Origin of the sequence: Pseudonocardia sp. EC080619-01 (assembly GCF_001420995.1) — a bacterium.
Classification (GTDB): domain Bacteria; phylum Actinomycetota; class Actinomycetes; order Mycobacteriales; family Pseudonocardiaceae; genus Pseudonocardia.
The window spans coordinates 1412224-1439035 of the sequence record NZ_CP012184.1; the positions used below are offsets into that span (position 1 = coordinate 1412224).

The 26812-nt window shown below is 75.3% G+C and carries 22 protein-coding genes and 3 tRNA genes; 17 read left to right on the top strand and 8 right to left on the bottom strand.

Going from position 1 to position 26812, the window contains the following annotated elements; genetic code table 11:
• Positions 1–91: 91 nt before the first annotated feature.
• Positions 92–589: a GNAT family N-acetyltransferase gene (locus AD017_RS06495; RefSeq protein ID WP_060576269.1), complete on the bottom strand. Its 498-nt coding sequence runs from the start codon at positions 587–589 to the stop codon at positions 92–94.
• A 118-nt stretch (positions 590–707) separates the two neighbouring features.
• Between AD017_RS06495 and AD017_RS06500 the strand changes: the two genes are divergently transcribed.
• The 6 genes from AD017_RS06500 to AD017_RS06525 all read left to right on the top strand — a co-directional run bounded on the left by AD017_RS06500 (position 708) and on the right by AD017_RS06525 (position 9678).
• Positions 708–1847 carry an acyl-CoA dehydrogenase family protein gene (locus tag AD017_RS06500; protein WP_060573489.1) on the top strand — a complete coding sequence of 380 codons (1140 nt, stop codon included), beginning with the start codon at positions 708–710 and terminating at the stop codon, positions 1845–1847.
• Between the two features lie 73 nt (positions 1848–1920).
• A complete protein-coding gene (locus AD017_RS06505) occupies positions 1921–3867 on the top strand; it encodes a glycosyltransferase family 39 protein (protein ID WP_082399086.1) in 1947 nt (648 codons plus the stop codon).
• A gap of 77 nt (positions 3868–3944) precedes the next feature.
• Entirely contained in the window at positions 3945–5231 is a 1287-nt protein-coding gene (locus tag AD017_RS06510) for a bifunctional glycosyltransferase family 2/GtrA family protein (RefSeq protein ID WP_227012677.1), read from the top strand.
• Complete coding sequence (locus AD017_RS06515; protein ID WP_060573491.1) at positions 5228–7279, top strand: glycosyltransferase family 39 protein; 2052 nt, start codon at positions 5228–5230, stop codon at positions 7277–7279. Before AD017_RS06510 ends, AD017_RS06515 begins: the two co-directional genes overlap by 4 nt.
• Before the next feature lie 168 nt (positions 7280–7447).
• Positions 7448–7996: a PH domain-containing protein gene (locus AD017_RS06520; RefSeq protein ID WP_060573493.1), complete on the top strand. Its 549-nt coding sequence runs from the start codon at positions 7448–7450 to the stop codon at positions 7994–7996.
• On the top strand, positions 7993–9678 hold the full coding sequence (locus AD017_RS06525; protein ID WP_060573494.1) for a PH domain-containing protein: 1686 nt from the start codon (positions 7993–7995) through the stop codon (positions 9676–9678). The genes AD017_RS06520 and AD017_RS06525 overlap by 4 nt, the downstream gene beginning before the upstream one ends.
• A 3-nt stretch (positions 9679–9681) precedes the next feature.
• On the opposite strand, the gene AD017_RS06530 is transcribed toward AD017_RS06525, so the two are convergent.
• Entirely contained in the window at positions 9682–11277 is a 1596-nt protein-coding gene (locus tag AD017_RS06530; RefSeq protein WP_060573496.1) for a helicase HerA-like domain-containing protein, read from the bottom strand.
• Positions 11278–11358: 81 nt separating this feature from the next.
• Between AD017_RS06530 and orn the strand changes: the two genes are divergently transcribed.
• The 7 genes from orn (at position 11359) to AD017_RS06565 (ending at position 15454) form a co-directional block, all read left to right on the top strand.
• The gene (orn, locus tag AD017_RS36065; protein ID WP_060573497.1) at positions 11359–12000 is read left to right on the top strand and encodes an oligoribonuclease; all 642 of its coding nucleotides are present in this window, start codon (positions 11359–11361) and stop codon (positions 11998–12000) included.
• Between the two features lie 79 nt (positions 12001–12079).
• A tRNA-His gene (locus AD017_RS06540) sits at positions 12080–12152 on the top strand.
• Between the two features lie 100 nt (positions 12153–12252).
• A tRNA-Lys gene (locus AD017_RS06545) sits at positions 12253–12328 on the top strand.
• Between the two features lie 39 nt (positions 12329–12367).
• Positions 12368–12439: transfer RNA gene (locus tag AD017_RS06550), tRNA-Lys, on the top strand.
• Positions 12440–12562: 123 nt separating this feature from the next.
• A complete protein-coding gene (locus AD017_RS06555; protein WP_010229911.1) occupies positions 12563–13195 on the top strand; it encodes a class I SAM-dependent methyltransferase in 633 nt (210 codons plus the stop codon).
• A 58-nt stretch (positions 13196–13253) separates the two neighbouring features.
• The gene (locus AD017_RS06560; RefSeq protein ID WP_050802361.1) at positions 13254–14456 is read left to right on the top strand and encodes an FAD-dependent oxidoreductase; all 1203 of its coding nucleotides are present in this window, start codon (positions 13254–13256) and stop codon (positions 14454–14456) included.
• A gap of 14 nt (positions 14457–14470) precedes the next feature.
• Positions 14471–15454: an asparaginase gene (locus tag AD017_RS06565; protein WP_060573499.1), complete on the top strand. Its 984-nt coding sequence runs from the start codon at positions 14471–14473 to the stop codon at positions 15452–15454.
• Between the two features lie 15 nt (positions 15455–15469).
• On the opposite strand, the gene AD017_RS06570 is transcribed toward AD017_RS06565, so the two are convergent.
• Positions 15470–16486, bottom strand: a complete 1017-nt coding sequence (locus AD017_RS06570; protein WP_060576272.1) for a YafY family protein — start codon at positions 16484–16486, stop codon at positions 15470–15472.
• Positions 16487–16562: 76 nt separating this feature from the next.
• On the opposite strand from AD017_RS06570, the gene AD017_RS06575 reads away from it, so the two are divergent.
• Together AD017_RS06575 and AD017_RS06580 are read left to right on the top strand one after the other, a co-directional pair.
• Entirely contained in the window at positions 16563–18035 is a 1473-nt protein-coding gene (locus AD017_RS06575) for a carboxylesterase/lipase family protein (protein WP_082399088.1), read from the top strand.
• A 34-nt stretch (positions 18036–18069) separates the two neighbouring features.
• On the top strand, positions 18070–18387 hold the full coding sequence (locus AD017_RS06580; RefSeq protein WP_010234743.1) for a putative quinol monooxygenase: 318 nt from the start codon (positions 18070–18072) through the stop codon (positions 18385–18387).
• Between the two features lie 9 nt (positions 18388–18396).
• Here AD017_RS06580 and AD017_RS06585 read toward each other — a convergent pair whose 3' ends face one another.
• The 3 genes from AD017_RS06585 to AD017_RS06595 form a co-directional block, all read right to left on the bottom strand.
• On the bottom strand, positions 18397–19401 hold the full coding sequence (locus AD017_RS06585) for a TerC family protein (RefSeq protein WP_010234740.1): 1005 nt from the start codon (positions 19399–19401) through the stop codon (positions 18397–18399).
• Between the two features lie 142 nt (positions 19402–19543).
• On the bottom strand, positions 19544–20431 hold the full coding sequence (locus tag AD017_RS06590) for a hypothetical protein (protein ID WP_010234737.1): 888 nt from the start codon (positions 20429–20431) through the stop codon (positions 19544–19546).
• A gap of 39 nt (positions 20432–20470) precedes the next feature.
• The gene (locus AD017_RS06595) at positions 20471–21748 is read right to left on the bottom strand and encodes an SLC13 family permease (protein WP_060573500.1); all 1278 of its coding nucleotides are present in this window, start codon (positions 21746–21748) and stop codon (positions 20471–20473) included.
• 232 nt (positions 21749–21980) lie between these two features.
• On the opposite strand from AD017_RS06595, the gene AD017_RS06600 reads away from it, so the two are divergent.
• Complete coding sequence (locus AD017_RS06600; RefSeq protein ID WP_060576273.1) at positions 21981–23264, top strand: MFS transporter; 1284 nt, start codon at positions 21981–21983, stop codon at positions 23262–23264.
• Between the two features lie 575 nt (positions 23265–23839).
• A complete protein-coding gene (locus AD017_RS06605; protein WP_060573502.1) occupies positions 23840–24385 on the top strand; it encodes a MarR family transcriptional regulator in 546 nt (181 codons plus the stop codon).
• A gap of 36 nt (positions 24386–24421) precedes the next feature.
• Here AD017_RS06605 and glpK read toward each other — a convergent pair whose 3' ends face one another.
• Positions 24422–25927, bottom strand: a complete 1506-nt coding sequence (gene glpK / locus AD017_RS06610) for a glycerol kinase GlpK (RefSeq protein WP_060573504.1) — start codon at positions 25925–25927, stop codon at positions 24422–24424.
• On the bottom strand, positions 25924–26685 hold the full coding sequence (locus tag AD017_RS06615; RefSeq protein WP_060576274.1) for an IclR family transcriptional regulator: 762 nt from the start codon (positions 26683–26685) through the stop codon (positions 25924–25926). The genes glpK and AD017_RS06615 overlap by 4 nt, the downstream gene beginning before the upstream one ends.
• Between the last annotated feature and the right edge of the window lie 127 nt (positions 26686–26812).

A 26812-nucleotide genomic window follows, 5' to 3' on the forward strand; every position in this document is an offset into this window, starting at 1 on the left:
GAACGGCGGCGGACGGGGGTCGCTTTCCCGTGCACGATCGTGCCGTCGATGTCCAGGGCGACCAGTCGGGGTCGGGTCACAGCACGAGAGCCTATGTCGCCGCCAGCCGGTACCGGACGGCCCCGTCGGCGGAGCCGGTGCGGTGCATCCCGATGCGCTCCAGCACCCGGACCGACGCCGGGTTGCCCGGCTCAACACCGGCGACGACCCGGGGCACGCCGTCGGCCAGCGCGAGCGCGGCCAGCGCGTGGGCGGCCTCCGTGGCGTAGCCGCGCCGGCGCCGCGACACGACGACGCCGTACCCGAGCTCCAGGCCGCCGTCGCCGTCGGGGAACAGGCCGGCCCCGCCGACGACGAGGCCGGTCGCCCGCTCCACCAGCAGCCGGTGGCCGTGCCGCCCCCAGCCGGGCCCGCCCGGGTCGCGGGCGAGGAGCCGGGCGATCTCCCGGTCGCCGCAGGCGGGGAAGTCGGCGGCCCAGCCGTCCCGCCGGGCCCCGGCGACGACGGCGGCCGCGACCTCGGGACTCCAGCGGCGCAGCAGCAGACTCGGGGTCGTCAGGTCGGGCACCGGGGTCCGCGGTTCGGGCACCGGCGGATCCTCCCCGCGCGCCGCGCCGCCCGCCACCGGGTTCGCGGCAGGTGTGACGTCGGGTGCGGATCCGCCCGGTACCGGCCCGCCGCGACGGCGCCCGTGCGACGGTGCCCGGGTGAGTGCGTCCACCGGCACCGATCCGTTCGCTCCCCCGGCCGAGCTCGCCGCGCACCCGGCCGTCGTCGCGGCGTCCGGGATCGCGGGGACCGTCCTCGCCCCGCGAGCCGCCGCGGCCGACGACCCGGCGCGCGGGGTGTCCCGGGAGTCCTGCGAGGCGGTGGCGCGGGCGGGGCTGCTCTCGGTCGCCGTCCCGGTCGCCGAGGGCGGCCTCGGCGGCGACGCCCGGGTCGACGCCGAGACGGTCGAGCTGCTGGCCGGGGCGTGCGGGGCGACCTGGTTCGTCGGCACCCAGCACCGCACCCCGCAGCAGCTCGCCCGGGGCGGGCCCGCGGAGCTGCCGGAGGGGACCGTGCGCACCGGACCTGCCGCCGCACTGCACCGGGCGGACCTGGACTCCGGCGCCCGCCGGTCCGGGATCGCGATCGCGCACCTGCGCCGGCCGGGCCCGCCTGCGGTGACGGCCGAGCCGGACGGCACCGGGTGGCGGCTGCGCGGCCGCTCCGACTGGTGCACCGGGTGGGGACTGACCGACCTGCTGATGATCGGCGCCGTGGCGCCCGGCGACCGGTACCTGTTCGTCCTCGTCCCCGCCCGGGAGACGCCCGGGCTGCGGGCCGGGGCGCCGCTGCCGCTGAGCGTGATGGGCGGGACCCGCACCGTCGCCGTCGAGTTCGACGACCTGGCCGTCGGCGGCGACGCGGTGCTCGCCGAGATCGACGGCGCCCCCTACCGCGAGCTCGACGCCGCCCGCACCGCGAACGCGACCCCCGCCTCGATCGGGCTGCTGCGCCGGGTGCTGGCCGAGCTCGACCGGCTGGGCCGGGAGCGGGACCGCCCGGAGGCCGTGGACCTCGCCGCCGCGCTGGCACCGGAGGCCGCCCGGCGCCGCGCGGAGGTGTACGCCCTGCTCACCGGGGTGCCGCTGCGGGAGCGGACCGCCGAGCGGACGGCGCTGCGCGGCGAGCTCGCGGCGCTCACCGTGCGGGCGGCGCAGGGGCTGGTCGCGGCCCGCGCCGGGTCGGCGCTGCTGGCGTCGAGCCCGGAGCAGCGCTGGGCCCGGGAAGCCATGTTCTACCTGGTGCAGGCGCAGACCGCACCGGTGCGCGCGGCGCAGCTGGGCGCGCTGGCGGGGTAGCCCGGGCGGTACACAGCCCCCGCACAGGTCGATCACCGGGACGGCACAGCGGGCCCCGGCAGCGTCGGCGGGCGTGACGAGCACCCTGCAGCGTTCCCGGCCGGTCCCCGCGCGGGAGCCGGCGCCCCCACGCGGGTGGCGGCGGCACGTGCCGCTCGCCGCCCTGCTCACCGGGACGGCGGTGCTCTACCTCTGGGGGCTGTCGGAGTCCGGCTGGGCGAACGCGTTCTACGCGGCCGCCGCCCAGGCCGGTGCGCAGAGCTGGTCGGCGTGGTTCTTCGGCGCGTCCGACGCCGCGGGCGGCATCACCGTCGACAAGGCGCCCGGTGCGCTGTGGCCGATCGGACTGTCGGTCCGGCTGTTCGGGCTGTCCTCCTGGAGCGTCCTGGTGCCGCAGGCGCTGATGGGTGTCGGCTCGGTGGCGCTGCTGCACGCGGCGGTGCGCCGGGTCGCCGGTCACGCCGCCGGTCTGCTCGCCGGGGCGGTGCTGGCACTGACCCCGGTCGCCGTGCTGATGTTCCGCTTCGACAACCCGGACGCGATGCTCGTGCTGGTCCTGACCGGCGCGGCGTACGCGGTCACCCGGGCCGTCGAGCAGGGCCGGACCCGCTGGCTCGTCCTCGCCGGTGCGCTCGTCGGGTACGGGTTCCTCGCGAAGATGCTGCAGGCGTTCCTGGTGCTGCCCGCGTTCACGCTGGTCTGGCTGCTGGCCGCGCCGGTCGCCTGGTGGCCGAGGGTCCGCGGGCTACTGGCCGCCGGCGTCGCGCTGCTGGTGTCCGCCGGCTGGTGGGTGCTGGTCGTCGAGCTGTGGCCGGCGGCCGACCGGCCCTGGATCGGCGGGTCGCAGGGGAACAGCGTGCTGGAGCTGGTGTTCGGCTACAACGGCGTCGGACGGCTGACCGGCGACGAGGTCGGCTCGGTCGGGGGCGGTGCCGGTGGTGGCTGGGGTGAGACCGGGCTGCTGCGGCTGTTCGGCTCGGAGATGGGCCGGGAGGCGTCGTGGCTGCTGCCGGTCGCGATGCTGCTGCTCGGCGTCCTGCTGTGGCGGTCCCGGCGCGCACCCCGCACCGACCGGGCGCGGGCCGCCGCCCTGCTGTGGGGCGGCTGGCTCGTGGTCACCGGACTGACGTTCAGCCTGATGGCCGGGATCATCCACAGCTACTACACGGTCACACTGGCCCCCGCGGTCGCGGCGCTGACCGGCATCGGCGTCGTGACGCTGTGGCGGGACCGGGCGTCGCTCGCGTCGCGGCTGCTGCTGGCGGCGACGGTGCTGCTCGCCGCCGGATGGTCGTCCGCGCTGCTCGCGGGGGCGGCCGGCTGGCTGCCGTGGCTGCGCTGGACGGTGCTGGGCCTCGGCCTGGTCGCGGCCGCCGCACTGACCGGGGTGCACCGGATGCCGCGGGCGCTCGCCGCGGGCGTCGTGGTGGCGGCGGTGCTGGCCGGGCTGGGCGGCACCGCCGCGTGGTCCGTGGCCACGGCGGCGACGCCGCACACGGGCGCGATCCCGACCTCCGGGCCGGAGGGCCACGGGTCCGGGCCGGGCGGGCGCGGCGGCCCCGGCGGGATGCGCGACGGTCGCGGTGCGGGCGGGCCCGCGAACGGCCTCCCCGACGGTGGCGCACCGGGTGGCGGGCCCGGCGGCATCCTCGGCTCCCCCACACCGTCCGCACAGGTCACGGCCCTGCTGCAGGAGGACGCGGCGGACTACACCTGGGTCGCGGCGGCCGTCGGTTCGAACCAGGCGGCCGGGTACCAGCTGGCGTCCGGTGGCCCCGTTCTCGCACTCGGCGGGTTCAACGGCACCGACCCGTACCCGACACTCGACGCGTTCCGGCAGATGGTGGCGGACGGGCGGGTGCACTGGTTCGTCGGCGGCTCCGGCGGCGGCATGATCGCGAGCTCGGACACCGGCGGCAGTGACGCGGCGACCCGGATCGCGGAGTGGGTGCAGGCGTCGTTCCCGGCCCGGACCGTCGACGGCGTCACCCTCTACGACCTGTCTGGGGCGGCGTCGTGACCGGCGGGCACGTGCTCACAGCCGGCGCACAGGTCGATCACACGGCCGCGACAGAGCCGGGGACGACCGTCGGTGCCATGACCCCAGTCGTCACCGGCCCCGAGACCGTGACCCGACCCGACGTGCCGCCGCCACCGCAGCGGCCCGGACGAACCGTGCTGGACATCGTCGTCCCGGTGTTCAACGAGGAGTCCGATGTGGAGTCCTCGGTGCGGCGGCTGCACGCCTTCCTCACCGGCGGGTTCCCCTACACCTTCCGGATCACGATCGCCGACAACGCCAGCACCGACGCCACCCCCGTCATCGCGGCCGGGCTGGCCGCCGAGATCGCCGAGGTCCGCACGGTCCGGCTGGAGCAGAAGGGCCGCGGCCGGGCGCTGCGGCAGGTCTGGTCCGCGTCCGACGCCGACGTACTCGCCTACTGCGACGTCGACCTCTCCACCGACCTCGGCGCCGTCCTCCCCCTGGTCGCGCCGCTGGTCTCCGGGCACTCCGACCTGGCGATCGGGACCCGGCTCGGCCGCGGCTCCCGCGTCGTGCGCGGGGCCAAGCGGGAGTTCGTCTCCCGCAGCTACAACCTGATCCTGCGCGGCGCGCTGTCCGCCCGGTTCTCCGACGCCCAGTGCGGCTTCAAGGCGATCCGCTCCGACGTCGCCCACCGCCTGCTGCCCCTCGTCGAGGACACCGGCTGGTTCTTCGACACCGAGCTGCTCGTCCTCGCCGAACGCGCCGGCCTGCGCATCCACGAGGTCCCGGTCGACTGGGTCGACGACCCCGACTCCAGCGTCGACATCGTCGCGACCGCCGTCGCCGACCTGAAGGGCGTCTGGCGGGTCGGCCGGGCGCTGGCCCGTGGCGCGCTCCCACTGGCCGACATCCGCGCCCAGCTCGGCCGGGCACCGCTGGAACCGGCGCCGGTGCCGGGCGTCCCGCGGGCGATGCCGTTCCAGCTCGCCCGGTTCGCGGCGATCGGCGTCGCCTCGACCGTGGCGAACCTGCTGTTGTTCCTCGCCTTCCGCGGGATCCTCGGCCCGATCACCGCCAACGTCGCCGCGATGGTGATCTGCGCGGTGGTCAACACCGCCGCGAACCGGCGGTTCACCTTCGGCGTCCGCGGGCGCGAACGAGCCGTCACCCACCAGTTCCAGGGACTGGTCGTGTTCGGGCTCGGCCTGGCACTGACCACCGGCGCGCTCGGCCTGCTCACCCTCGCCGCCCCCGGCGCCCACCTGGCCGTCGAGGTCGCGGTGATCGTCGCGGCCAACCTCGTCGCGACGGTGCTGCGCTTCGTCCTGTTCCGATCCTGGATCTTCCGCCGCGAGACCACCCCCGTCCCCACGCTCGAGAAGGCAGCCGCCCGGTGACCACCACGCTCGACCGCGGGCCGTCCGCACGGCCCCGCACCGACGACGACACACCCCCGCCCCACCGGCCCTGGCACCGGCCGGTCTCGGTCGCCGCCCTGCTGGTCGCGACCGGCGTCCTGTACCTGTGGAACCTGGGCGCGTCCGGCTGGGCCAACTCCTTCTACGCCGCCGCGGTCCAGGCCGGGGCGAACGACTGGACGGCGTTCTTCTTCGGCTCCCTCGACCCGTCGAACGCGATCACCGTCGACAAGCCGCCCGCCGCGCTGTGGCCGATGGAGATCGCCGCCCGGGTCGCCGGGTTCAGCTCCTGGAGCCTGCTCGTCCCCCAGGCGCTCATGGGGGTCGCCGCGGTCGGGCTGCTGTACGCGGCCGTGCGCCGGGTCTCCGGGCACGGCGCCGGGCTACTCGCCGGTGCCGCACTCGCGCTGACCCCGGTCGCGACCCTGATGTTCCGCTTCGACAACCCCGACGCGCTGCTCACCCTGCTCCTCGTCGCCGCCGCCTACCTGGTGGTCCGCGGTGTCGAGGACGGCCGTACCCGGTGGATCGTCGCGGCCGGGCTCGTCGTCGGGTTCGCCTTCCTGACCAAGTCGCTGCAGGCATTCGTCGTCCTGCCGGCGCTGGCCCTGACCTGGGTGTGGGCCGCTCCCGGACGGCCGCTGCGGCGGGTGTGGCAGCTCCTCGCCGGTGGCGCCGGGATCGTCGCCGGTGCCGGCTGGTGGCTGCTCGCGGTCGCGCTCTGGCCGGTCGGGTCCCGGCCCTGGATCGGCGGGTCCGGTGACAACACCCCGCTGGGCCTGGCCTTCGGCTACAACGGCCTCGGCCGGATCCTCGGCGGCGACGGGAACGGCGGTGGCGGGACGCCGGGTGGCGGTGGCGGGACGCCGGGTGGCGGTGCCGCGGGAGCCCCCGGTGCGACGGCCGGTGCCGACGCGGCCGGCGCGGCGGGCACGGCCGGTGCGACGCCGCCCGGCGGCGGGATGATGCCGCCCGGCGGCACGGGCGGTGGTCCCGGCGGCACGGGCGGGAACACCGCGTTCGGTGGCGGGACGGGCGTCCTGCGGATGTTCGAGGCCGCCTTCGGCACCCAGGTGTCCTGGCTGCTGCCGGCGGCGCTGCTGCTGGTCGTCGCCGCACTGGTGCTGCGCGGGCGGGCGTCCCGGACCGACCCGGTACGCGCGTCGCTGCTGCTGTGGGGCGGCTGGACGCTGGTCACCGCGCTGGTCTTCTCCTTCATGGAGGGCACGATCCACCCGTACTACGCGGTGGCACTCGCCCCCGGGATCGCGGCGCTGGTCGCGGTCGGCAGCCGCGAGGTCCTCGCCCACCGGGACCGCTGGTGGGCGCGGGCGGTGCTCGCGGTCGCGACGGCCGGGACCGCGGTGTGGGCGTTCGTCCTGCTGGGCCGGTCGCCCGACTTCCTGCCGTGGCTGCGGTGGGTGGTGCTGGTGCTCGGCGTCGTCGCCGGGGTGGCGTTGCTGGTCCGGTACGGCGGGAGGCGGGTGCTCGCGGTGGTGCTCGGGGTGGCGGTCCTGTCCGGGATCGCGGCACCGGCGGCCTACGCGGTGCAGACGGCCGCGACCGTGCACGAGGGCTCGATCCCCACGGCCGGACCGCAGGTCTCCGGCTCGCAGGACGGCGTCGGCGGCCGCGACGTCCGCGACGGCGGGCGGGGTCCGGGCGGGCCCGGCGGCGCGCAGACGAACACCGAGGTCGCCGCGCTCCTGGCCGACGCCGGCGACGCCCGCTGGGCCGCGGCCACGATCGGTTCGCAGGGCGCCGCGTCGATGATGCTCGCCGCCGGCGGCGACACGGCCGTCATGGCGATCGGCGGCTGGCCCGGCAGCGACGAGTTCCCGACCCTGGAGCAGTTCCGGCAGTACGTCGCACAGGGCGACATCCGGTACTTCGTCGCCGGCGACGGTGGTGGGCCCGGTGGCGATCGCGGCGTCGGCGCCGCGATCACCGAGTGGGTGGCGGCGCACTACACCGCCACCACGGTCGACGGGACGACCGTCTACGACCTCGCGGCCCCGTCCCGCTGAGGCACCCGCCGAGACATCAGCCGAGTGGCACACGGTGCACGCCGTCCCGGGCTCCCGGGGTGCACGGTGTGCCACTCGGTGGCTCCGGGACCCCTCTTTCGGCCACAGCCGCGCACCGGGCGGCGCGGCCGCATGCCGAGCGGCGTCCTCGTTCGGCAGAGTGTGCCCATGACCGCCTCCGGCCCCCTCACGACCGGCGACCCGACCGACGGCACCGAGCAGCTCCCGCTCCCCCTGCGCCCACCGGCGCACCGGGTGGACGGGCGCGCGATCTGGTGGTGGCGGCTGCGCGGGTTGCCGACGCCGGTCGTGCTGCTCGTCGCCCAGGGGGTCGGCTGGGCCCTGCTCCCGCGCGAGCCGTGGCACGGCCTGCTCATCGCGACGATCACGCTGACCGTCCTGTGGCTGCTCGTCGCCACGCTGCTGGTCCCGACCCTGCGCTACCGGCTGCACCGCTGGGAGGTCACCGACGAGGCCGTCTACACCCGCTCCGGCTGGCTGGTCCGGGAGTGGCGGATCGCGCCGATCCCGCGGGTGCAGACCGTCGACACCGAGCACGGCCCGCTGCAGCAGGCACTGCGGCTGGGGACCGTCACGGTGACGACGGCGTCGGCCCGCGGCCCGGTCCGCATCGCCGGTCTCGACGCCGACGAGGCCCGCGAGCTGGCCCGGCGGCTCACCGAGACGACCGGCCGGCACTCCGGGGACGCGACGTGAGCGGCGACGGAACCGGGTCCCCCGACCCGGGCTCCCGGTGGGTCGTCCCGGCCCCGGACCGTCCGACGCTCCGGGAGTCCGGCGGTGTCCCGCCTCCCTGGAGCCGCACCGAGGCACCCGGCACCGCGCTCGACGGCCACGACACCCCGGCCCCCGGACCCGCAGGTACCGCGACGGCCCCCGGGGACGGCTGGCGGCGCCTACCGGCGCTGATGCTCGTCGTCGCCCCCGCCACCGCACTCCTGAAGCTGGCCCCCGCCCTGGTCGTCCTGCTGCTGTTCGGCGCCGGACGCGGGAACGCGGTGCAGCTGTGGATCGCGGCCGGGATCGCCGTGCTCGCCGTCGGTGCCGGGGTGGTCCGCTGGCGGACCACCCGCTACCGCATCACCGAGGAGCGCGTCGAGCTGCACAGCGGGCTGCTCAACCGGCAGCGCCGCTCGGTCCCGCGGGACCGGATCCGCACCGTCGACCTGACCGCGCCGCTGCTGCACCGGCTCGTCGGGGTCAGCGTGGTGAAGGTCGGGTCCGGGCAGAGCGCGGGCAAGGAGTCCGGCCTCGATCTCGACGCCGTCACCACGACCGAGGCCGAGCGTCTCCGCCGCGAGCTGCTCTCCCGCCCCGCCGCGGGCACCCACCCGCCCACGGCCGGTGCTCCCGGGCCGGCAGCGGAGCCGGAGGCCGGCGAGGAGCTGGACCGCATCGACTGGGCGTCGCTGCGCTACGCCCCGCTGACCGTCAGCTCGCTGGCCGCGATCGGTGCCGCCGCGGCCGCGCTCTGGAACCTGCTCCGCGAGGCGGACGTCGATCCCCGCACCCTCCCCGGCGCGGACGCCGTCGCCGGGGAGCTGACCTCCGCACCGGTCTGGGCGTCGGTGCTGGTCGGCGTCGTCCTGCTGCTGTTCCTGATGGTCGCCGGGTCGATCGTGCTGTTCGTCGAGCGCTGGTGGGGGTTCCGGCTGACCCGCGAGCCCGACGGCACGCTGCGGGTCCGGCGCGGGCTGCTCACCCGGCGTTCGCTGTCGGTGTCCGAGCAGCGGCTGCGCGGGGTCACCGTCACCGAGCCGCTGCTGGTGCGCGCGATCGGGAAGGGCGCGCAGGCCGGGGCGCTGACCGTCGGGCTGGCCGGCGCCGACGGCGAGGCGAGCCACGCGGGTGCGCTCGGCCCGCCGGTCCCGCGGGCGCACGCGCACCGCATCGCGACGACCGCCGCCCGGACCGGGTCCGCGGTCACCGACGGCCCGCTGACGGCGCACCCGCGGCGGGCCCGCACCCGGCGCCTGGTCCGGGCGGTCGGCCCGGCGCTGGTGCTGCCGGTGGCGGCCGCCGTCCTCGCCCACCTGGGCGGCCCGTCCTGGCCGCTGGTGGTCGCGGCCCTGCTGGTCGTCGTGGCCGTCCCGCTCGGGCTGGACCGCTACCGCGCGCTCGGCCACCGGCTCGACGAGCGCTACCTGGTGGCCCGCAGCGGCTCGCTGCTCCGGACGACGGCGGCGCTGCGCCGCGACGGCGTCATCGGCTGGCGGGTCCGGCAGAGCCTGTTCCAGCGCCGGGCCGGCGTCGTCACCCTGGAGGCGACGACGGCGGCGGGCAACGGCGCCGTGCAGGTGCTCGACCTGGCCCCGTCCGACGCCGTCGCACTGATGGCGGAGATCTCGCCGGACGCCGTGCGCGGCTTCCGGGCCTGATCCTCAGCGCCGGCGGCGGGTCCCGAACAGGCTCCGGGTGATCTCCCGGGTGACCGTGTTCGTGATCTGCCGCCCGGTCGGGGACTGCAGGAAGTCACCGACCTTGGAGAACCAGCCCTGCTCGCTGGAGTCCTGCGGCTGCGGCGGGGGCGGCGGCGGGGCGGCCTCGCCGGGCGGCGGGGCCTGCGGGGCCGGGGCCTCGACGGGGGTGGCGTCCCCGCCGGGACCGGACGCGATCCGGCCGGTCAGCCGCTCGTAGGCGGAGTCGCGGTCGACCATCTCGCCGTACTTGGCCTGCAACGACGACGCGGCCGCCTCCTGCCGGACGTCGTCCTCGCCGAGCGCGGCCATCATCGAGCGCGGCGCCCGCAGCCGGGTCCACGCCACCGGGGTGGGGGCGCCCCGCTCGGACAGCACGGTCACGATCGCCTCGCCGGTGCCCAGCGACGTCAGCGCCGACTCCAGGTCGTAGACGTCGGACCGGGGGTAGGTCTTGACGGTCCGGTTGAGGGCCTTCTGGTCCTCGGGGGTGAAGGCCCGCAGCGCGTGCTGGACGCGCGCGCCGAGCTGCGACAGCACCTCGTTCGGGACGTCGGTGGGCAGCTGGGTGCAGAAGAACACCCCGACACCCTTGGACCGGATGAGCTTCACGGTCTGCTCGATGCGGTCGAGGAACGCCTTCGACGCGTCGGCGAACAGCAGGTGCGCCTCGTCGAAGAAGAAGACCAGCTTCGGCTTGTCCAGGTCGCCGGCCTCGGGCAGGTCCTCGTAGAGCTCGGCCAGCAGCCACATGAGGAACGTCGAGAACAGCATCGGGTTCGCGGCCCGCTCGGCGAGCTCGAGCAGGGTGACGACACCCTTCCCCTCGATCTCGCGCATCAGGTCCGCCGGCTCGAACTCGGGCTCGCCGAAGAACGTGTCCCCGCCCTGGGCCTCCAGGTTCACCAGCGCCCGCAGGATCACCCCTGCCGTCGACGACGACACCCCGCCGATCCCCTTGAGGTCGGCCTTGCCCTCGTCGGAGGTCAGGTGCTGGATGACGGCGCGCAGGTCCTTCGTGTCGAGCAGCGGCAGCCCGCGCTGGTCGGCCCAGTGGAAGATCAGCCCGAGGGTCGACTCCTGGGTGGGGTTGAGCCCCAGGACCTTCGCCAGCAGGATCGGGCCGAACTGGGTGATCGTCGCCCGCACCGGGACGGCGACGCCGCCGTCGCCCAGCGACAGGAACTGCACCGGGTAGGCCGTCGGCGTCCAGTCGTCGCCGGTGTCGCGCACCCGCTCGTCGATCTTCGCGCCCGGCTCGCCGGCCCGCGCCATGCCCGACAGGTCGCCCTTGACGTCGGCCAGCAGCACCGGGACGCCGGCGTCGGAGAGCTGCCCGGCGAGCGCCTGCAGCGTCTTCGTCTTGCCGGTACCGGTGGCGCCGGCGACGAGGCCGTGCCGGTTCAGCGTCGCCAGCGGGATCCGGACCCGCGCCTCCGGGTCGCAGACACCGTCGACGAGCACCGTGCCGAGTTCCAGCGCGGCGCCGTCGGTGGCGTACCCCTCGGCGATGGTGCGGGCGGCGGTGTGATCTGCAGCGGAATCTGCGTTGTCGGCCACGGACCGGGAGCGTAGGGCACTCACACCGCCGTGACCCGCGGGGCGCGCGCCGTGTGCACGGATGTCACATAGTCTGCACCGATGACCGACCGGCTGGTGTGGATCGACTGCGAGATGACCGGGCTCGACCTCGGTTCCGACGCGCTCATCGAGATCGCGGCGCTGGTCACCGACGGGGACCTCAACGTCCTGGGCGAGGGCGTGGACGTCGTCATCGCCTGCGACGACGCGCAGCTCGACGCGATGCCCGACGTGGTGCGTGACATGCACGCGCGCTCCGGGCTGACCGAGGAGGTCCGGGCCGCGACGGTGACCATCGCCGAGGCGGAGGAACGGGTGCTCGCCTACATCCGCGCCCACGTCCCCGACGCCCGCACCGCGCCGCTCGCCGGCAGCTCCATCGCGACCGACCGCGGATTCCTCGCCCGCGACATGCAGGAGCTCGACGCCTACCTGCACTACCGGATGATCGACGTCAGCTCGGTGAAGGAACTGGCCCGCCGCTGGTTCCCGCGGGTGTTCTACGCGAAGCCGGAGAAGGGGCTGGCGCACCGCGCGCTGGCCGACATCCAGGAGTCGATCCGGGAGCTCGCGTACTACCGGAAGGCGTTGTTCGTGGCCCCGCCCGGGCCGAGCACCGAGCAGGCCCAGGCCGCCGCGGCCGCGGTCGCCGACGTGGCCACGACGGCGAACCCGCAGGCAGGGGGCGGCGCGACGGGGTGAGCCAACCCCCGCGCAACCGGCCGCACACCGGGGGCTATGCTGTATCAGCGCTTCCGGCCACGGCCGGGGAGTTCGCATGGTGGGTGTAGCTCAGTTGGTAGAGCACCTGGTTGTGGTCCAGGGGGCCGCGGGTTCAAGTCCCGTCACTCACCCGGTCGCCCCCCTGGCGGTCGATCCCGGAAAGCATCGTGCTAATTTTCCGGGGTCGTTCTCGCCCGGGGCGCGCGACAGCACGACGACAGAAATGAATACGCGCCGTTAGCTCAATTGGCAGAGCAGCTGGCTCTTAACCAGCGGGTTCGGGGTTCGAGTCCCTGACGGCGCACCACAACTCCACATCGCGAGACCCGGTGAGAATTCACCGTACGCGCCGTTAGCTCAATGGCAGAGCAGCTGGCTCTTAACCAGCGGGTTCGGGGTTCGAGTCCCTGACGGCGCACCGTGACGAGAAGGCCCGCGACCATCCGGTCGCGGGCCTTCTCGCGTCCCCGGGGCCGCGCGGCCGTCGTGACGCCGGTCGCCTCCACATGACCGGAGGCCGCGGACCCGCCACGATGTCCGTATGGCCCGTCCCGACCACACCGTCTTCCTCAAGCGGTCCTTCTCCAAGATGGACCAGCTCGCGACACCGTTCCTCACCGGGCGGCGACTGTGCCGGCAGCTGGCACAGGTCGTCCCGCACGGCACGAACGGCGTGGTCGTCGAGCTCGGGGCCGGGCCCGGCGTCCTGGCCGAGCCGATCCGCGCCCGGCTCGGCCCGAACGCCCGCTACCTCGCCATCGAGATCGACCCGGAGCTCGTCGCGCACCTGCGGGAGCACAAGCCGTGGCTGGAGGTCGTCGAGGGTGACGTCGCCGACCTGGAGCGGATCCTCGACGAGGCCGGGATCGACCGGGTGGACGCGTTCGTCTCCACGCTGCCCTGGGCGGTGTTCCCGCAGACGCTGCGCCTGTCGGTGATGGGCGTGATCGCACGGCGGCTCGTGCCGGACGGCGTCATGAGCATGATCATCACGTGGATGGCGCTGCCGAACCGGGTGCGCGACCTGCGGGACCTGCTCGACACCCACTTCGACGAGGTCGTCGAGACCGCCACCGAGTGGCGCAACCCGCCACCCGCGCGGACCTTCCTCTGCCGCCGCCCGCTCCCGCAGTTCAACTCTCTCGACGAGCGAGACACTCGATCGGCGAGCTAGTATTGCGGGCGTGACCACCCCCGCGAGGACCGTCGTCGCCGGCGGTGGGCCGGGCGGGATGCTGCTGGCCTACCTGCTGGCCCGGGCCGGGCTGCCGGTGACGCTGCTCGAGCGTCACCAGGACTTCGACCGCGACTTCCGCGGCGACTCCCTGCACCCGTGGACCCTCGAGCTCCTCGACCGGCTCGGTCTCGCCGGGCGGCTGCTGGAGCTCCCGCACGTCAAGGCCCGGCAGTTCCGGTTCCGGACGCCGAAGGGGCTGGTCACCACCTCCGACTACGGTCTGCTCGACACCCCCTACGATTACGTCGCGCTGATGCCGCAGGCCCGGTTCCTCGACTTCCTCGCCGGGGAGGCCGCCGCGCTGCCGTCGTTCGCGCTGCGCACCGGTGCCGCGGTGAACGGCCTGCTCGGGACCGGGACGGCCGGTGACCCGGTGCGTGGCGTGACGCTGCGCTCCGGCGAGCAGGTCGAGGCCGATCTCGTCGTCGCCGCCGACGGCCGGTTCTCCCGGATCCGCACCCTCGCCGGGGCGACGGCCGTCTCCCAGGGCGCCACCACCGACCTGCTGTGGTTCGCGCTCCCCCAGCGCGACGACGACCCACCGGACGCGGACGTCGACCTCTTCTTCGGCGAGCGGCACTACGTCGGCCTGCTCGGCGGTCCCGGCCGCTGGCAGGTCGGGCTCTCCCTGCCGAAGGGCGGCTACCCGGCGATCCGCGAGGCGGGCGTCGGGTACGTCCGCCGGGAGGTCGCCGAGCGCGTGCCGTGGCTGGCCGACCGGGTCGGGCTGCTCACCGACCTGAACGACGCGACGCTGCTGTCGGTGGACATCTCCCGGGTGCCGGTCTGGCACCGCCCCGGCCTGCTCCTGCTCGGCGACGCCGCGCACGTCATCTCCCCGGTCGGGGGCAACGGGATCCTGATGGCCGCACAGGACGCACTGGCCGCGGCGAACCACCTGGTCCCGGCGCTGCGGGCCGGCACACCGGGCGACGACGTGCTCGCCGCGGTGCAGGCCGAGCGGGAACCGGCGATCGTCACCGTCCAGGACCAGCAGGTGCGGGTGGAGCGGACCGTCGCCCGGGCCCGCGAGCGCGGTCGCGCCGTCACACCGCCCGGGTTCCTGCGGCTGCTGACCCGGCTGCCCGCGGTCCGGCGCCGCTCGGCCCGGCGGAACGCGTACGGCCCGGTGCCGGTGCACCCCACGCCCGAGCTGGAACGGGCGCTCGGCCTGCGCCCGGCGCCCGGCCCCGCCTGACGTAGCGTCGACGGGTGACCTCCCCCGCCGCCACGACCGCCCCGCCCGTCCTCGCCGCCGCCGTCCCGCTGGCGTACGTCGAGCGCGAGGGCACCGTCGAGTCGGTGCACCTGGGCACGGTCGCCGAGCTCGACGCCGGCGGCGGCCTGACCGGCCGGGGCGACCCGGACGTCGCGTTCCTCCCGCGGTCCGCGCTGAAGCCCGTGCAGGCGGTCGCGCTGCTGCGCGCGGGCCTCGATCTCGACGGTGAGCTGCTCGCACTGGCCTGCGCGTCGCACTCCGGCGAGCCCGCGCACGTCGACGGCGTCCGCCGGATCCTCGCCGGCGCCGGGCTCACCGAGGACGACCTGGACAACACCCCGGACCTGCCGCTCGACCCGGACGCCGCCGCGGGCGTGCGCGCATCCGGTGGCGGCCCCGCGCCGGTGCTGCAGAACTGCTCCGGCAAGCACGCCGCGATGCTGGCCGCCTGCGTCGCCGCCGGGTGGCCGACGACCGGTTACCGCGCCCCGGGGCACCCGCTGCAGCGGCTCGTCCGCGACACGGTCGCCGATCTGACCGGGGTCGAGCCCGCCGTCACCACCGTGGACGGGTGCGGCGCCCCGCTCCTCGGATCCACCCCGGCCGGGCTGGCCCGGGCGTTCGCCCGGATCGCGACCGCCGCGCCGGGGACCCCGGAGGGCCGGGTGGCCGCGGCGATGCGCGAGCACCCGTGGTGGGTCGGCGGCACCGGACGCGCCGTGACCCGGCTGGCGCAGGCCGTCCCGGGCCTCGTCGCGAAGGACGGCGCCGAGGGCGTCCTCGCGGCCGCGCTGCCGGACGGGCGCGCGTTCGCCGTCACCGTGCTGGACGGGGCGGCCCGCCCGCTGCCGGTCGTCGCGGCCGGTCTCCTCGCCGGCTGGGGCGTGCACTCCCCCGCGCTGGACACCGCCGGGCGGGTCGAGGTGCTCGGCCACGGCGAGCCGGTCGGGGCCGTCCGGCTCGTACCACAGCCCTGACCACCGCTCCGCGGATCAGCCCGGCGGTCCCGTACCGGCGCCCCCGGACCCCTCGTCCGGGGGCGCCGCCGCCCGGGACGCCGCGGCGGCCCGCCGGTACCGGGCGGCGACCGCGTCCAGGTGCTCGACGAGCTCCGGCGGCTCCAACACGTGGAAGTCGACGCCGAAGAACCCGATCCAGACGGCGAGCGTGTCCAGACCGGACGCACCGGCGACGAGCTCGCAGCGGCCGTCGCCGAGGTCGGTGACGGTGCCCGACGCCGGTGTCACCCACTCCGCTACCTGCTCCGCGGGCGCCTCGAACACCACCCGCGCCCGGTACGGGTAGGCGCCGGTGGAGATCCCCCGCTGGGCGAACGCCGCGACGCCGCCCTCCGGTGGGTCGCGGGGCGCGAACCGCGGCCCGGCGGGGAGCCGGAGCCGCATCCGGTCGACCCGGAAGGTGCGCCAGTCGTCGCGGCCGGTGTCCCACGCGACCAGGTACCAGCGCCGGCCGGTGTGCACGAGCCCCTCCGGCTCGACGATCCGGCGGGTCTCGCTGCCGTCGCCCCCGGTGTAGTCGAAGCGGACCCGCTCCCGGTCCCGGCAGGCCGCGGCCAGCGCGGAGAGGTCGTCGGCGTCGACCGTGGGGCCGCGCCCGACCAGGGTCGCGGTGGCCGCGCCCAGCGCCGCGACCCGGCGGCGCAGCCGGTTCGGCAGGACCTGCTCCAGCTTGGCCAGCGCCCGGACCGACGTCTCCTCGATCCCGGAGACGGTGCCGCCGGCCGCGGTCCGCAACCCGACGGCGACGGCCACCGCCTCGTCGTCGTCGAGGAGCAGCGGGGGCAGCGCGGCACCGGCGCCGAGCCGGTAGCCGCCGGTCGTGCCCGGCGTCGAGTGCACCGGGTAGCCGAGGGTGCGGAGCTTGTCGACGTCACGCCGCACGGTGCGGACGTCGACGTCGAGGCGCTCGGCCAGCGCCGGACCGGTCCAGTCCCGCGGTACCTGCAGCAGCCCGAGCAGGCGCAGCAGCCGTGCCGACGTCTCCATCACGCCGCCCAGTCTGCACCGCACCGAGGACAGGTCCCGTCCTCGACGGCGGGGCCGCCGCCGGAGTAGACCGGAGATCGTGACCTCTCCCGACTCCGCGCCCGTCGTGCGGACGACCTCCGGCCGGGTGCGCGGCACCCGCACCGGCGGCGTCGTCCGGTTCCGGTCCGTCCCCTACGCCGCGCCGCCCACCGGCCCGCTGCGCTACGCGGCCCCGGCGCCCGTCCCCGGGTGGGACGGCGTCCGCGACGCCGGCGGCGGGCCCGGCCCGAACGCCCCGCAGCCGGTCCGCGCGATCGCCGGCGGGCTCGACATGAGCCCGGTGATCGGGACCGGCTGGCGGCCCGGCGCGGACTTCCTCACCGCCGACGTGTGGACGCCCGACCCGGCCGCCGGTGGTCTGCCGGTGCTGGTGTTCGTGCACGGCGGCGCGTTCGTCGCCGGGGAGGCGTCGGCCCCCGCCTACGACGGCACGGCCCTCGCGGCGGACGGCGTCGTGCTGGTGTCGGTGAACTACCGGCTGGGGGCCGAGGGCTTCCTGCCGCTCGACGGGGGCGCCACCAACGTCGGGTTGCGCGACCAGCTCGCCGCACTCGCCTGGGTCCGGGACAACGCCGCCGCGTTCGGCGGCGACCCCGGCCGGGTCACCGTGTTCGGCGAGTCCGCCGGGGCGATGAGCATCGGTCTGCTGCTCGCCTCGCCGCTGTCGGCGGGACTGTTCCGGCGGGCCGTCGTCCAGTCCGGCGGTGCCGAGATGGCCCGGTCGGGGCCGGAGCGGGCGGCGCCGTTCGCGGCCGCGCTGGCCGCCGGGCTGGGCGCGCCGGCGTCGGCGGAGGCCTTCCGCGGGTTCCCCGTCGAGGACGTCGCTGCCGCGCAGGGCCGCGTCGACGTCCCGGGGGGCCGCGGTGACCTGCGGGAGGCCGACGGCCGCGACCCCGGCTTCGGGATCACCGGCTTCCTGCCCGTCCTCGGCGACGACGTGCTGCCCGAGGACCCGCTGACGGCGCTGCGCGCCGGCGCCGGGGCGGACGTCGATCTCGTCGCCGGGTCGAACGCCGACGAGATGAACCTCTATCTCGTCCCCACCGGCGCCCTCGACGCGCTGACCGAGGACCAGGCCCGGACGGTGGTGGCGGCCGTCGCGCCGGGCGCCACGCTGTCCGGCGACGGCAGCCCCGGCGAGCGCTACAGCCGTCTGATGACCGAGCTGGTGTTCGCCGGCCCCACCCGGCGGCTGCTCGACGCCCACACCGGACGGCGGTTCGGCTACCTGTTCGGGTACCGCTCGACCGCCTGCGGCGGCCGGCTCGGGGCGGCGCACGCCACCGAGCTGCCGTTCGTGTTCGGGACGCTCGACCGGGCGTCCGGCCCGTCCGGCCTGGCCGGCGACGCCCCGCCCGCCGCGCTGTCGGACCGCATGCGCGCCTCGTGGGTCCGGTTCGCCGCCGACGGCGACCCCGGCTGGCCTGCCTGGGACCCCGCGGCACCGGTGCGCCGCCGGTTCGACGTCGAGGACACCGACGAGGAGGCCACCGACGACCCGGCCCGCTGAGCCCGCCCGGCGGCGGCCGTCTACGGTCGCCGCCGTGGAGACGAACGAGCGGGTCGGCAGGTACGTGCGGATGGTGGCCGTGGAGGGCCAGGGCCCCGAGCTGGCCAAGGCCCTGCTCCGGGTGGCGGACGGGATGGCGCAGCAGCCCGGCTGCCTGGCGTACGTCGTGAACGCGACGCCGGACGAGGCGGACGCCGTCTGGGTGACGGAGATGTGGTCCGACGCGGCCTCGTCCGAGGCCGCGCTGGGCCGGGACCTCGGCGAGGCCGGGCTCGGCGACGTGCTCGAGCTGCTCGCCGCGCCGCCGGACTACATCGAGGTCACCCCGCTGGGCGGCCCCGGCCTCGCCTGAGGGCCCGGGTCAGTTCTGCTGCTCGGACCGCTCCTTGCGGGCCTTCAGCGAGCCGGGCTTGGCCTTCGCCGTCGGGTCGCCCTTGGTCTTGATCAGGCTGGCCACGGTGACGATCGCCAGGATGCCGAGGATGACGACCAGGCTGAGCACGGTCGGGATCTCCGGCACCGCCGGGTTGATGTCGACGTGGAGCCAGTGCAGGACCAGCTTCACACCGATGAAGCCCAGGATGATCGCCAGCCCGGTCGACAGGTAGACCAGCCGGTCCAGCAGGCCCTTCACCAGGAAGAACAGCGCCCGCAGACCCAGGAGGGCGAACGCGTTCGCCGCGAAGACGATGTACGCCTCCTGGGTCACGCCGAACACCGCGGGGATCGAGTCCAGCGCGAACAGCAGGTCGATGCCGCCGATCGCGACGAGCACCAGGAACAGCGGGGTGGCGACGCGCTTGCCGTTGTCCCGGGTGAAGAGCTTGCCGCCGTCGTACTCGGTGCTGACCGGGAAGAGCCGCTTGGCGCCCTTCACGACCATGTTGTCCTCGATGTCCGGCTCCTCGTCCTTGTGCCGGTACAGCTGGACTGCGGTCCAGAGCAGCAGCACGCCGAAGACCAGGAACATGAACGAGAACAGGTTCAGCAGCGCCGCACCGACCACGATGAAGATGGCGCGCATGATCAGGGCCAGGACGATGCCGAAGGTCAGCGCCTTCTGCTGGTGCTCCTCCGGGACCGCGAACGTCGTCATGATGACGACGAAGACGAAGAGGTTGTCGACCGAGAGGCTCTTCTCGACGATGTAGCCGGTGAAGTACTGGGTGCCGAAGTCCCAGCCGTGCACCATCGCGAAGATCACGCCGAACGCGATCGCGATCCCGATGTAGAAGACCGACCAGGCGGTCGCCTCCTTGAAGCCGACCTTGTGCGGCCGCAACCAGCCCTGTACGAGGTCGACCGCGAGCAGGGCGATGATCGCACCGATCGTGATGGCCCATTCCAGGCCGCTGATCTCGAGCACCGGGTCTCCTCCGTACGGGATCATCGTTCCGGCCGGGACGAGCCGGTTGCGCTACGCACCATATCGGTCACGGCGGACGTTCCGCCGCACGTGACGCACCGGCCCGTCGCCGGCCGGGACGATCGGTCCCGCCGGACCCGGTCTACCGGGCGAACACGCCGTCGGACGGGAACGCCCCGTTCGCGAGCGCGGTCCGCACGAACGCGCCGCCGATCTCGCCGAGCCGGCCGGCGCCGTCGGCGCCCAGCGCCGCCCAGGGCTCCGAGCCGAGCCGGTGGGTGTCGTCCTCGAGGCGCTTGCGCAGCAGCGACCCCTCCTCGGTGAGCACCGGTGTCACGACCTCGTCCGACGGGTCCGCCTGCTCGAGCAGGCCGCGGCCGGCGAGCCGCGCGACGCCGTCGTTCCACTCGCCGGCCGACCAGCCGCGGCTGGCCCGGGCGAAGCCGACGGTGAACCCGGTGCCGGTGGCGGTCGCGGTGAGCAGGGCCTCCAGCCCGGAGAGCCCGGCCTCGACGAGCAGCGCGATGTGCCCGTCGCCGCGGTGCTCGCGCAGGATCGACAGCGCGTGCCAGAACACGAGGTGCGGCGCGGTGGGCCACTCGACGTCGAGATGCCCGGCGGCGAGCGGGCGGCCGTCCGCGGGGACCGCCTCGGCGGCGGTGCGGGCGAGCGCCGCGGCCTCGGCCATCTCCGGGGAGCCGACGCCGTCGTCGCCCAGCAGCCTGCGCAGCGACGCGTCCGCCACCTCGAACCGGGCCGCGACCAGGTCCGACGGGGAGACCAGCTCCCAGGCCCGCGGGATCGACGCCGCGACCAGGCGGGGCGAGAAGTTGTAGAAGGTCGCCGTCACGACCGAGGGGCCGACCGCCCCCATCGGGGCGGCGCGCGGCGCGAAGTAGCTCATCCGCCCCTCCTCGAGCCCGGCGCTCCGGTAGCGGGGCTCGGCCTCGGGGGCGAAGTAGATCTGGGCGTGCAGGGGCTCGAGGCCGCGGGCCAGGCGGCCCGCGGCGACGACGCTGTCGGTGCTCATGCTCCGGACGCTAACCCGGCTGAGCCGTCCGGGCGCACCTCAGAGCACCCCGGGGAGCACGAGCAGGGCCCATGCCAGCAACGGTCCGACGACCACGACGACCCCGGCGTAGACCATCATCTGCCGGTAGAAGGCGTCCCGGTCGACGCCGGCGGGGGCGTTGGCGAGCACCAGCGCACCGTTGGTGGAGAACGGGCTGACGTCGACGACGGTGGCGGCGACGGCGAGCGCGGCGACCATCCCGATCGCCGAGACCTGCCCCTGCTGCAGGAACGGGACGGCCAGCGGGATCGCGACGCCGAGGATCGCCACCGACGACGCGAACGCCGACAGGACCCCGCCGAGGTAGCAGAGCAGCAGGGCCGCGAGCAGCGGCGCACCGATCGCCGTGATGCCGGACGAGACGAAGTCGACCGTCCCCGCGGCGATGAGGACGCCGACGTAGGTGATCACACCGCAGATCAGCAGGACGGTGGACCAGGAGACCTGCCCGACGACGTCGGGACGCTTCGGGTTCATCAGCCGCAGCACGATCGCGACGGCGAGGGCGACGACGCCGACGTCCCACCCGAACGCCGCCGCGCCGACGGCCATCAGCACGATCCCGGCGAGGGTCACACCGCGCTCCGGGCCGATCCGGAGGTCGGGGAGGTCACCGCTCTCCGTGACCTCCTGGTCGACCGACCGGCCGAGCAGCGAGCGGCCCCCGAGCAGCAGGTAGATCCCGACCGCGATGACGACGTTGACGACCAGCGGGGTCAGGAACAGCACGACCGGATCGCCGGGCAGCCCGACGCGGGCCATCGTCGAGTTCACGAACGCGCCGTAGACGGTGATCGGCGAGAACGCCCCGCCGAGCGCGCCGTGCACGACCATCATGCCCATGAGCAGCAGGTTCACCCCGTAGCGACGGGCGAACGGCAGGGCCAGCGGCGCCACGATCGCCACCGCGAACAGCGCGCCGAGCGCGGACAGGCCGCAGGAGATCGCGAAGAACACGAACGGGGCGAGCGCGAGGCGTCCGCGGACCAGCCGCATCGCCCCGTGCACGATGAGATCGACGGTGCCGTTCGCCGTCGCCAGCGCGAACAGGTACGTCAGCCCGACGAGGAGCAGGAACAGGTCACCGGGGAACCCGCCGGCGATCTCGTCGCCGTCCGGGACGCCGAGGATCACCTCGTCGAGACTCAGGCCCAGCATGCCGACGCCGACCCCGACGGCCGCGACCAGCGCCAGCGCGCCGAGGTTCACCGGCATCGTCGTGGCGATCACGAACATGACCACCAGCACGACGATCGAGACGATCTCGGGCCCCATCCGCGCGGCTCCTCGGGTCGACCGGCCCGGACGGCGGTGACCGGGCGACGGGCCGCATCGTGGCAAACGACCCACATCGTGGGCAAGCCTCGCTCGGTCACGACGGGCGACCCGCCGGACCCGTCCGGCCATTGACAGTGCGCCGAACGGGGGCGGAGAGTACTCCGGCCGGGCTACCGGGACAGGGGGAAGAGTGAGCGACACGACCGGGAGTGACACCGGGGCACCGGCGATGTCGGCCCGCCGCATCGCGCTGGCCAGCTTCATCGGCACCGCGATCGAGTTCTACGACTTCTACATCTACGGCACCGCGGCCGCGCTGGTCTTCGGGTCGCTGTTCTTCCCCGATCTCGACCCGCTCACCGGCACCCTCGCGGCGTTCGCGACGTTCGGCGTCGGGTTCGTCGCCCGGCCGGTCGGCGCGGTGGCGTTCGGGCACTTCGGCGACCGGATCGGGCGCAAGGCGACGCTGGTCGTCTCGCTGCTGACGATGGGTGTCGGCACCGTCGTGATCGGGTTGCTGCCCACGTATTCGTCGGTCGGGATCCTGGCGCCGCTGTTGCTGGTGCTGTGCCGGTTCCTGCAGGGCTTCGGCCTCGGCGGGGAGTGGGGCGGCGCCGTGCTGATGGCGACCGAGCACGCACCGGCGGGCAAGCGCGGCCTGTACTCCAGCTTCCCGCAGCTCGGGCCCGCTGTCGGGTTCGTCGTGGCGAGCGGCGCGTTCCTCGCGCTGTCCGCCGGCCTGAGCGACGAGCAGTTCGCCGCCTGGGGCTGGCGGGTGCCGTTCCTGGCCAGCGCGGTGCTCGTCCTCGTCGGTCTCTACATCCGGCTCCGGATCGCCGAGACGCCCGTGTTCGAGAAGGCGATGCGTGAGCAGGAGAAGGCCAGGGCGCCGATCGCGGACGTCGTGCGGCGCCAGCCGCGCTCCTTGCTGCTCGCGACCGGCGGCATGATCATCACGCACACGATCTTCTACACGGTGACGACGTTCAGCCTGTCCTACGGCACCCAGGTGCTGGACCTGTCCCGGACGATGCTGCTGGTCGCCGCCATGGTCGCGGCCGCCGTGATGGGCGTCGCGACCCCGATCCTCGCCGTGCTGTCCGACCGGACCGGGCGCCGCCGCGTCTGCCTGTGGGCGTGCGCCCTGGCCGTGCTGTGGGCGTTCCCCCTGTTCTGGCTGCTCGGCACCGGCAACGGCATCCTGATCACGATCGGCTTCTCCGTCGCCATGATCGCCTTCGCCGGGGTGTTCGCCCCGATGGGCGCGTTCCTGCCGGAGCTCTTCGCGACCCGCTACCGCTACACCGGCGCCTCGATCGGCTACAACGCCTCCAGCATCGTCGGCGGCGGGATCACCCCGCTGCTGGCGACCAGCCTGACCGCCGCCGCCGGCGCGTCCTGGCCGGTGTCGCTGCTGGTCGCCGGGCTCGCGGCGGTGTCAGGGCTGAGCATCTGGGCCCTGCACGAGACCCGCACCGCCGACCTGGGCGACGACGGCGCCTTCACCCGGTGACCCGCACCCACCGAGCCCGCCCCACCCCGGCGGCCGGCCGCGCGTGATCGGCAGCCGGTGATCGGCAGCCCGCGATCGGCGGCCCGCGATCGGCAGCCCGCGATCGGCGGCCCGCGATCGGCGGCCGTGAGCGCCGGATTCGCCGATCCACCCCGGTCGAGGTCCCCGTCGTGCTACTTCACCGGGATGCAGCTTCACGCCGAAGGCGCACCCCGCCCCTCACTTCTCTGGATTCGCTTCCCCAGGCAGCGATCTCCGGGAACACACTCCTGTGGGAGGGGCCCGGTCGTCCCGGACGGCACGCCCGGTGTGCTCGTCCCACCCGCACCCCGGCACCACCGGCCTCCTGTTCTGCGGAATCGCTTCCTGGGGAAGCGGTTCTCCAGGAGGATCACCCCGGCCGCTCGCGACGCAGGGGTCGCCGGCGCAGGGCGAGACGGTCCGTGTGCCGGCGCCCGGGCGACCGGGCCCCGCCGTCGGCTCCCGGCCGCGCCGGCGACGGGGGCGGTGCCGGCGACTCGGGTGGTGCCGGCGACTCGGGTGGTGCCGGCGGCGCCGGGTCCGGAGGAGCTCCCGTGAACCCCGGCGCCGACGGCGCTCCCGTGGACGGCGCTCCCGTGGACGACGCCACCGCGCGCGCCGCCGCCCTGCACGAGGCCGCCGAGGAGCTGCGGGGGATCCTGCCGCGCTGGGAGCTCGTCGCGCACCACCGGCTGCGCGACCTGGCGGAGCGGCACGAGCTGTCGCTGAACGAGCTCGTCGTCCTGGCCGAGCTGCTGCTCCGCTCCCGGCCGCTCGACGGCGCCGCCACCGCGGAGCTGACCGGACTCCGCAGTGGCGGGGCCGCCCGGCTGCTCGCGCGGCTGGAGGAGCGGGACCTGGTGGTGCGCGACCCCGATCCCGGCGACGGGCGCCGGCTGCTGGTGTCCGCGTCGGACGAGGCGCGTGAGCTGCTGTGGCACGACCTCACCGACGTCGACGCCACGCAGATGTTCGCCGTCGTCCCGACGGACCGGATCGGCTGGGCGACCGGGTTCCTCGGCCGCCTCACCGACCTGGGCGTCCGCCGGGTCCAGGCGTTGCAGGACCGCCGCGCCCGCGAGCGGCGCCGCGGCCGGTAGGACCGCGGCACGGCAGCACGGCAGCACGGCGCGCGCTCACCGCGCCCAGCCGGCGCTCCGTTCCACCGCGCGCTGCCAGTTGACGTGCTCGCGGTCCCGCACCGCGGGGTCCATCGCAGGCTCCCAGGCCGCGGCCCGGTGCCAGTTGCGGCGCAGCACCTCCTGGTCCGGCCAGTACCCGACGGCGAGGCCTGCCGCGTAGGCGGCGCCGAGCGAGACCGCCTCGGAGCCGAGCGGGCGTTCGACCGTCAGGTCGAGCACGTCGGCGACGCACTGCATGAGCAGGTGGTTCGCCGTCATGCCGCCGTCCACCTTCAACCGCGTGACCGGCAGGCCGGAGTCCGCGTTCATCGCGTCCAGCACCTCGCGGGTCTGCCACGCCGTCGCCTCCAGCACGGCCCGGGCCAGGTGCCCGCGGTGGATGTAGGACGTCAGCCCGACGATCACACCGCGCGCGTCCGGGTACCACCGTGGCGCGTAGAGACCGGAGAACGCGGGCACGACGTAGCAGCCGCCGTTGTCGGGCACGGTGAGTGCCAGCGTCTCGATGCGGGCCGCGGTGGAGATCATCCCGAGGTTGTCGCGGAACCACTGCACCAGCGACCCGGTCATCGCGATCGATCCCTCGAGGGCGTAGACCGGTTCGTCACCGAGCAGGTACCCGACCGTCGGGATCAGGCCCGTCTCCGACCCGGCGATGCGCGAACCGGTGTTCTTCAGGAGGAACGCGCCCGTCCCGTAGGTGCACTTCGCCTCGCCCGGCGCGAAGCAGGTCTGCCCGACCAGCGCGGCCTGCTGGTCACCGAGCGCCCCCGCGACGGGGACGCCGGGCAGCAGGTCCACGCAGCGGCCGTACACCTGCGAGTTCGGCACGATCCGCGGCAGCATCCGCGGTGGGACCCGCAGCGCGGCACACAGGTCCGGCGACCACTCGAGGGTCCGCAGGTCCATGAGCATCGTCCGGCTGGCGTTGGTGACGTCGGTGACGTGCACCCCGCCGTCCGGGCCGCCGGTGAGCTGCCAGATCAGCCAGCTCTCGATCGTCCCGAACAGCACGTCCCCCCGCTCCGCGCCCTCCCGGGCGCCCGGGACGTGGTCCAGCAGCCACTGCAGCCGCGGCCCGGCGAAGTAGGTGGCCGGGCCGAGCCCGGACACCTGGGCGTACATCCCGGCGTCGGCGGCCAGCCCGGCGACGATGCCACCTGTGCGGGTGTCCTGCCAGGTGATCGCCCGCGACAGCGGGACGCCGGTGTGCCGGTTCCAGATGACAGTCGTCTCGCGCTGGTTCGCGATGCCGAGCGCCGCGACGTTCTGCGGACCGAGCCCGGCCCGGCGCAACGCCGCGGGCACCACCCGGTTGACCGCGCGCCAGATCTCGGCCGCGTCGTGCTCGGCACGCCCCGGGCTCGGGAAGTGCTGGCGGTGCTCGTGCTGCGCGACCGCGACCATCCGCCCGGAGCGGGTGAAGAGCAGGCAGCGGGTGGACGTCGTGCCCTGGTCGATCGCCGCGACCACCCGCTCCGACGACGGCACCGTGCTCATCGCAGTCCCTCCAGCCCGTCGGCGATCTCGGCGGCCGCGCCGGTCAGCTGGACCAGCGGATCCGGGCGGGGCCTGCCGTCGGAGCTGAACAGCTGCTCGGCCGGGGCGCCGATGCCGAGCGCGGCCACGGTCAGCCCGCCGCCGCTGCGCACCGCGACCGCGAGCCCGCCGGTCCCCGGCTCCCAGCCGCCGGGATCCGCCGCCCAGCCGCGCCGGCGCGACGCCGTCAGCTCCCGGGTCAGTGCCGCCGGATCGGTGAGGGTCCGCCGGGTGTAGCGGTCCAGCGGCTCCGGCACCCGCACCGACGCCGGTGCGAACGCCAGCAGGCACAGCCCCCACGCCGTCGCGTGCAGCGGCTGCACGGTGTTGGTGCGCAACGTCTGCGGGCTCCCGTCCGGCCGGAAGACGTGGTGCACGACGTCCACCCCGCGGCCGTCGACGGACGGGACGCCGAGGTACACCGCGCACCCGGTTCCCGCGGCGAGCGCGTCCGCCCAGTTCATCGCCCGCGACCGCAGGTCGTGCCGGTCCCACGGGGTGCCGAGCCGGTCCAGCCCCTCCCCCAGGAGGTAGCGCCCACTGGCCTGGTCCTGCGCGACGAGCCCCTCGTCGCGCAGCGTCCGCAGGATGCCGTGGACGGTCGGCCGGGGCAGGTCCACCGCGGCCGCGAGCTCCGCGAGCGCGAGCGGGCGCCCGGCGCCACCGAGCAGCCGCAGCAGCGCGGCCGCCCGCTCGACGGACTGGATCTGCCGGGCCACGACGCCCGATCCTAGGGGGCCGTGGACCGCGACGGCGACGCCCGCTGCGGCCGACCGCCACCCGATCATGCGCTGATCGACCCGCAACGTTCGACATCGTCGAACGGTTTGCGTTGCCGCCTCACCG

Excerpts from the sequence above, each read along its gene's own strand:
- AD017_RS06510 (WP_227012677.1), top strand. The coding sequence starts at position 3,945 with ATGACCCCAGTCGTCACCGGCCCCGAGACCGTGACCCGACCCGACGTG.
- AD017_RS06520 (WP_060573493.1), top strand. The coding sequence starts at position 7,448 with ATGACCGCCTCCGGCCCCCTCACGACCGGCGACCCGACCGACGGCACC.
- orn (WP_060573497.1), top strand. The coding sequence starts at position 11,359 with ATGACCGACCGGCTGGTGTGGATCGACTGCGAGATGACCGGGCTCGAC.
- AD017_RS06555 (WP_010229911.1), top strand. The coding sequence starts at position 12,563 with ATGGCCCGTCCCGACCACACCGTCTTCCTCAAGCGGTCCTTCTCCAAG.
- AD017_RS06560 (WP_050802361.1), top strand. The coding sequence starts at position 13,254 with ATGCTGCTGGCCTACCTGCTGGCCCGGGCCGGGCTGCCGGTGACGCTG.
- AD017_RS06590 (WP_010234737.1), bottom strand. The coding sequence starts at position 20,431 with ATGAGCACCGACAGCGTCGTCGCCGCGGGCCGCCTGGCCCGCGGCCTC.
- AD017_RS06595 (WP_060573500.1), bottom strand. The coding sequence starts at position 21,748 with ATGGGGCCCGAGATCGTCTCGATCGTCGTGCTGGTGGTCATGTTCGTG.
- AD017_RS06600 (WP_060576273.1), top strand. The coding sequence starts at position 21,981 with ATGTCGGCCCGCCGCATCGCGCTGGCCAGCTTCATCGGCACCGCGATC.
- glpK (WP_060573504.1), bottom strand. The coding sequence starts at position 25,927 with ATGAGCACGGTGCCGTCGTCGGAGCGGGTGGTCGCGGCGATCGACCAG.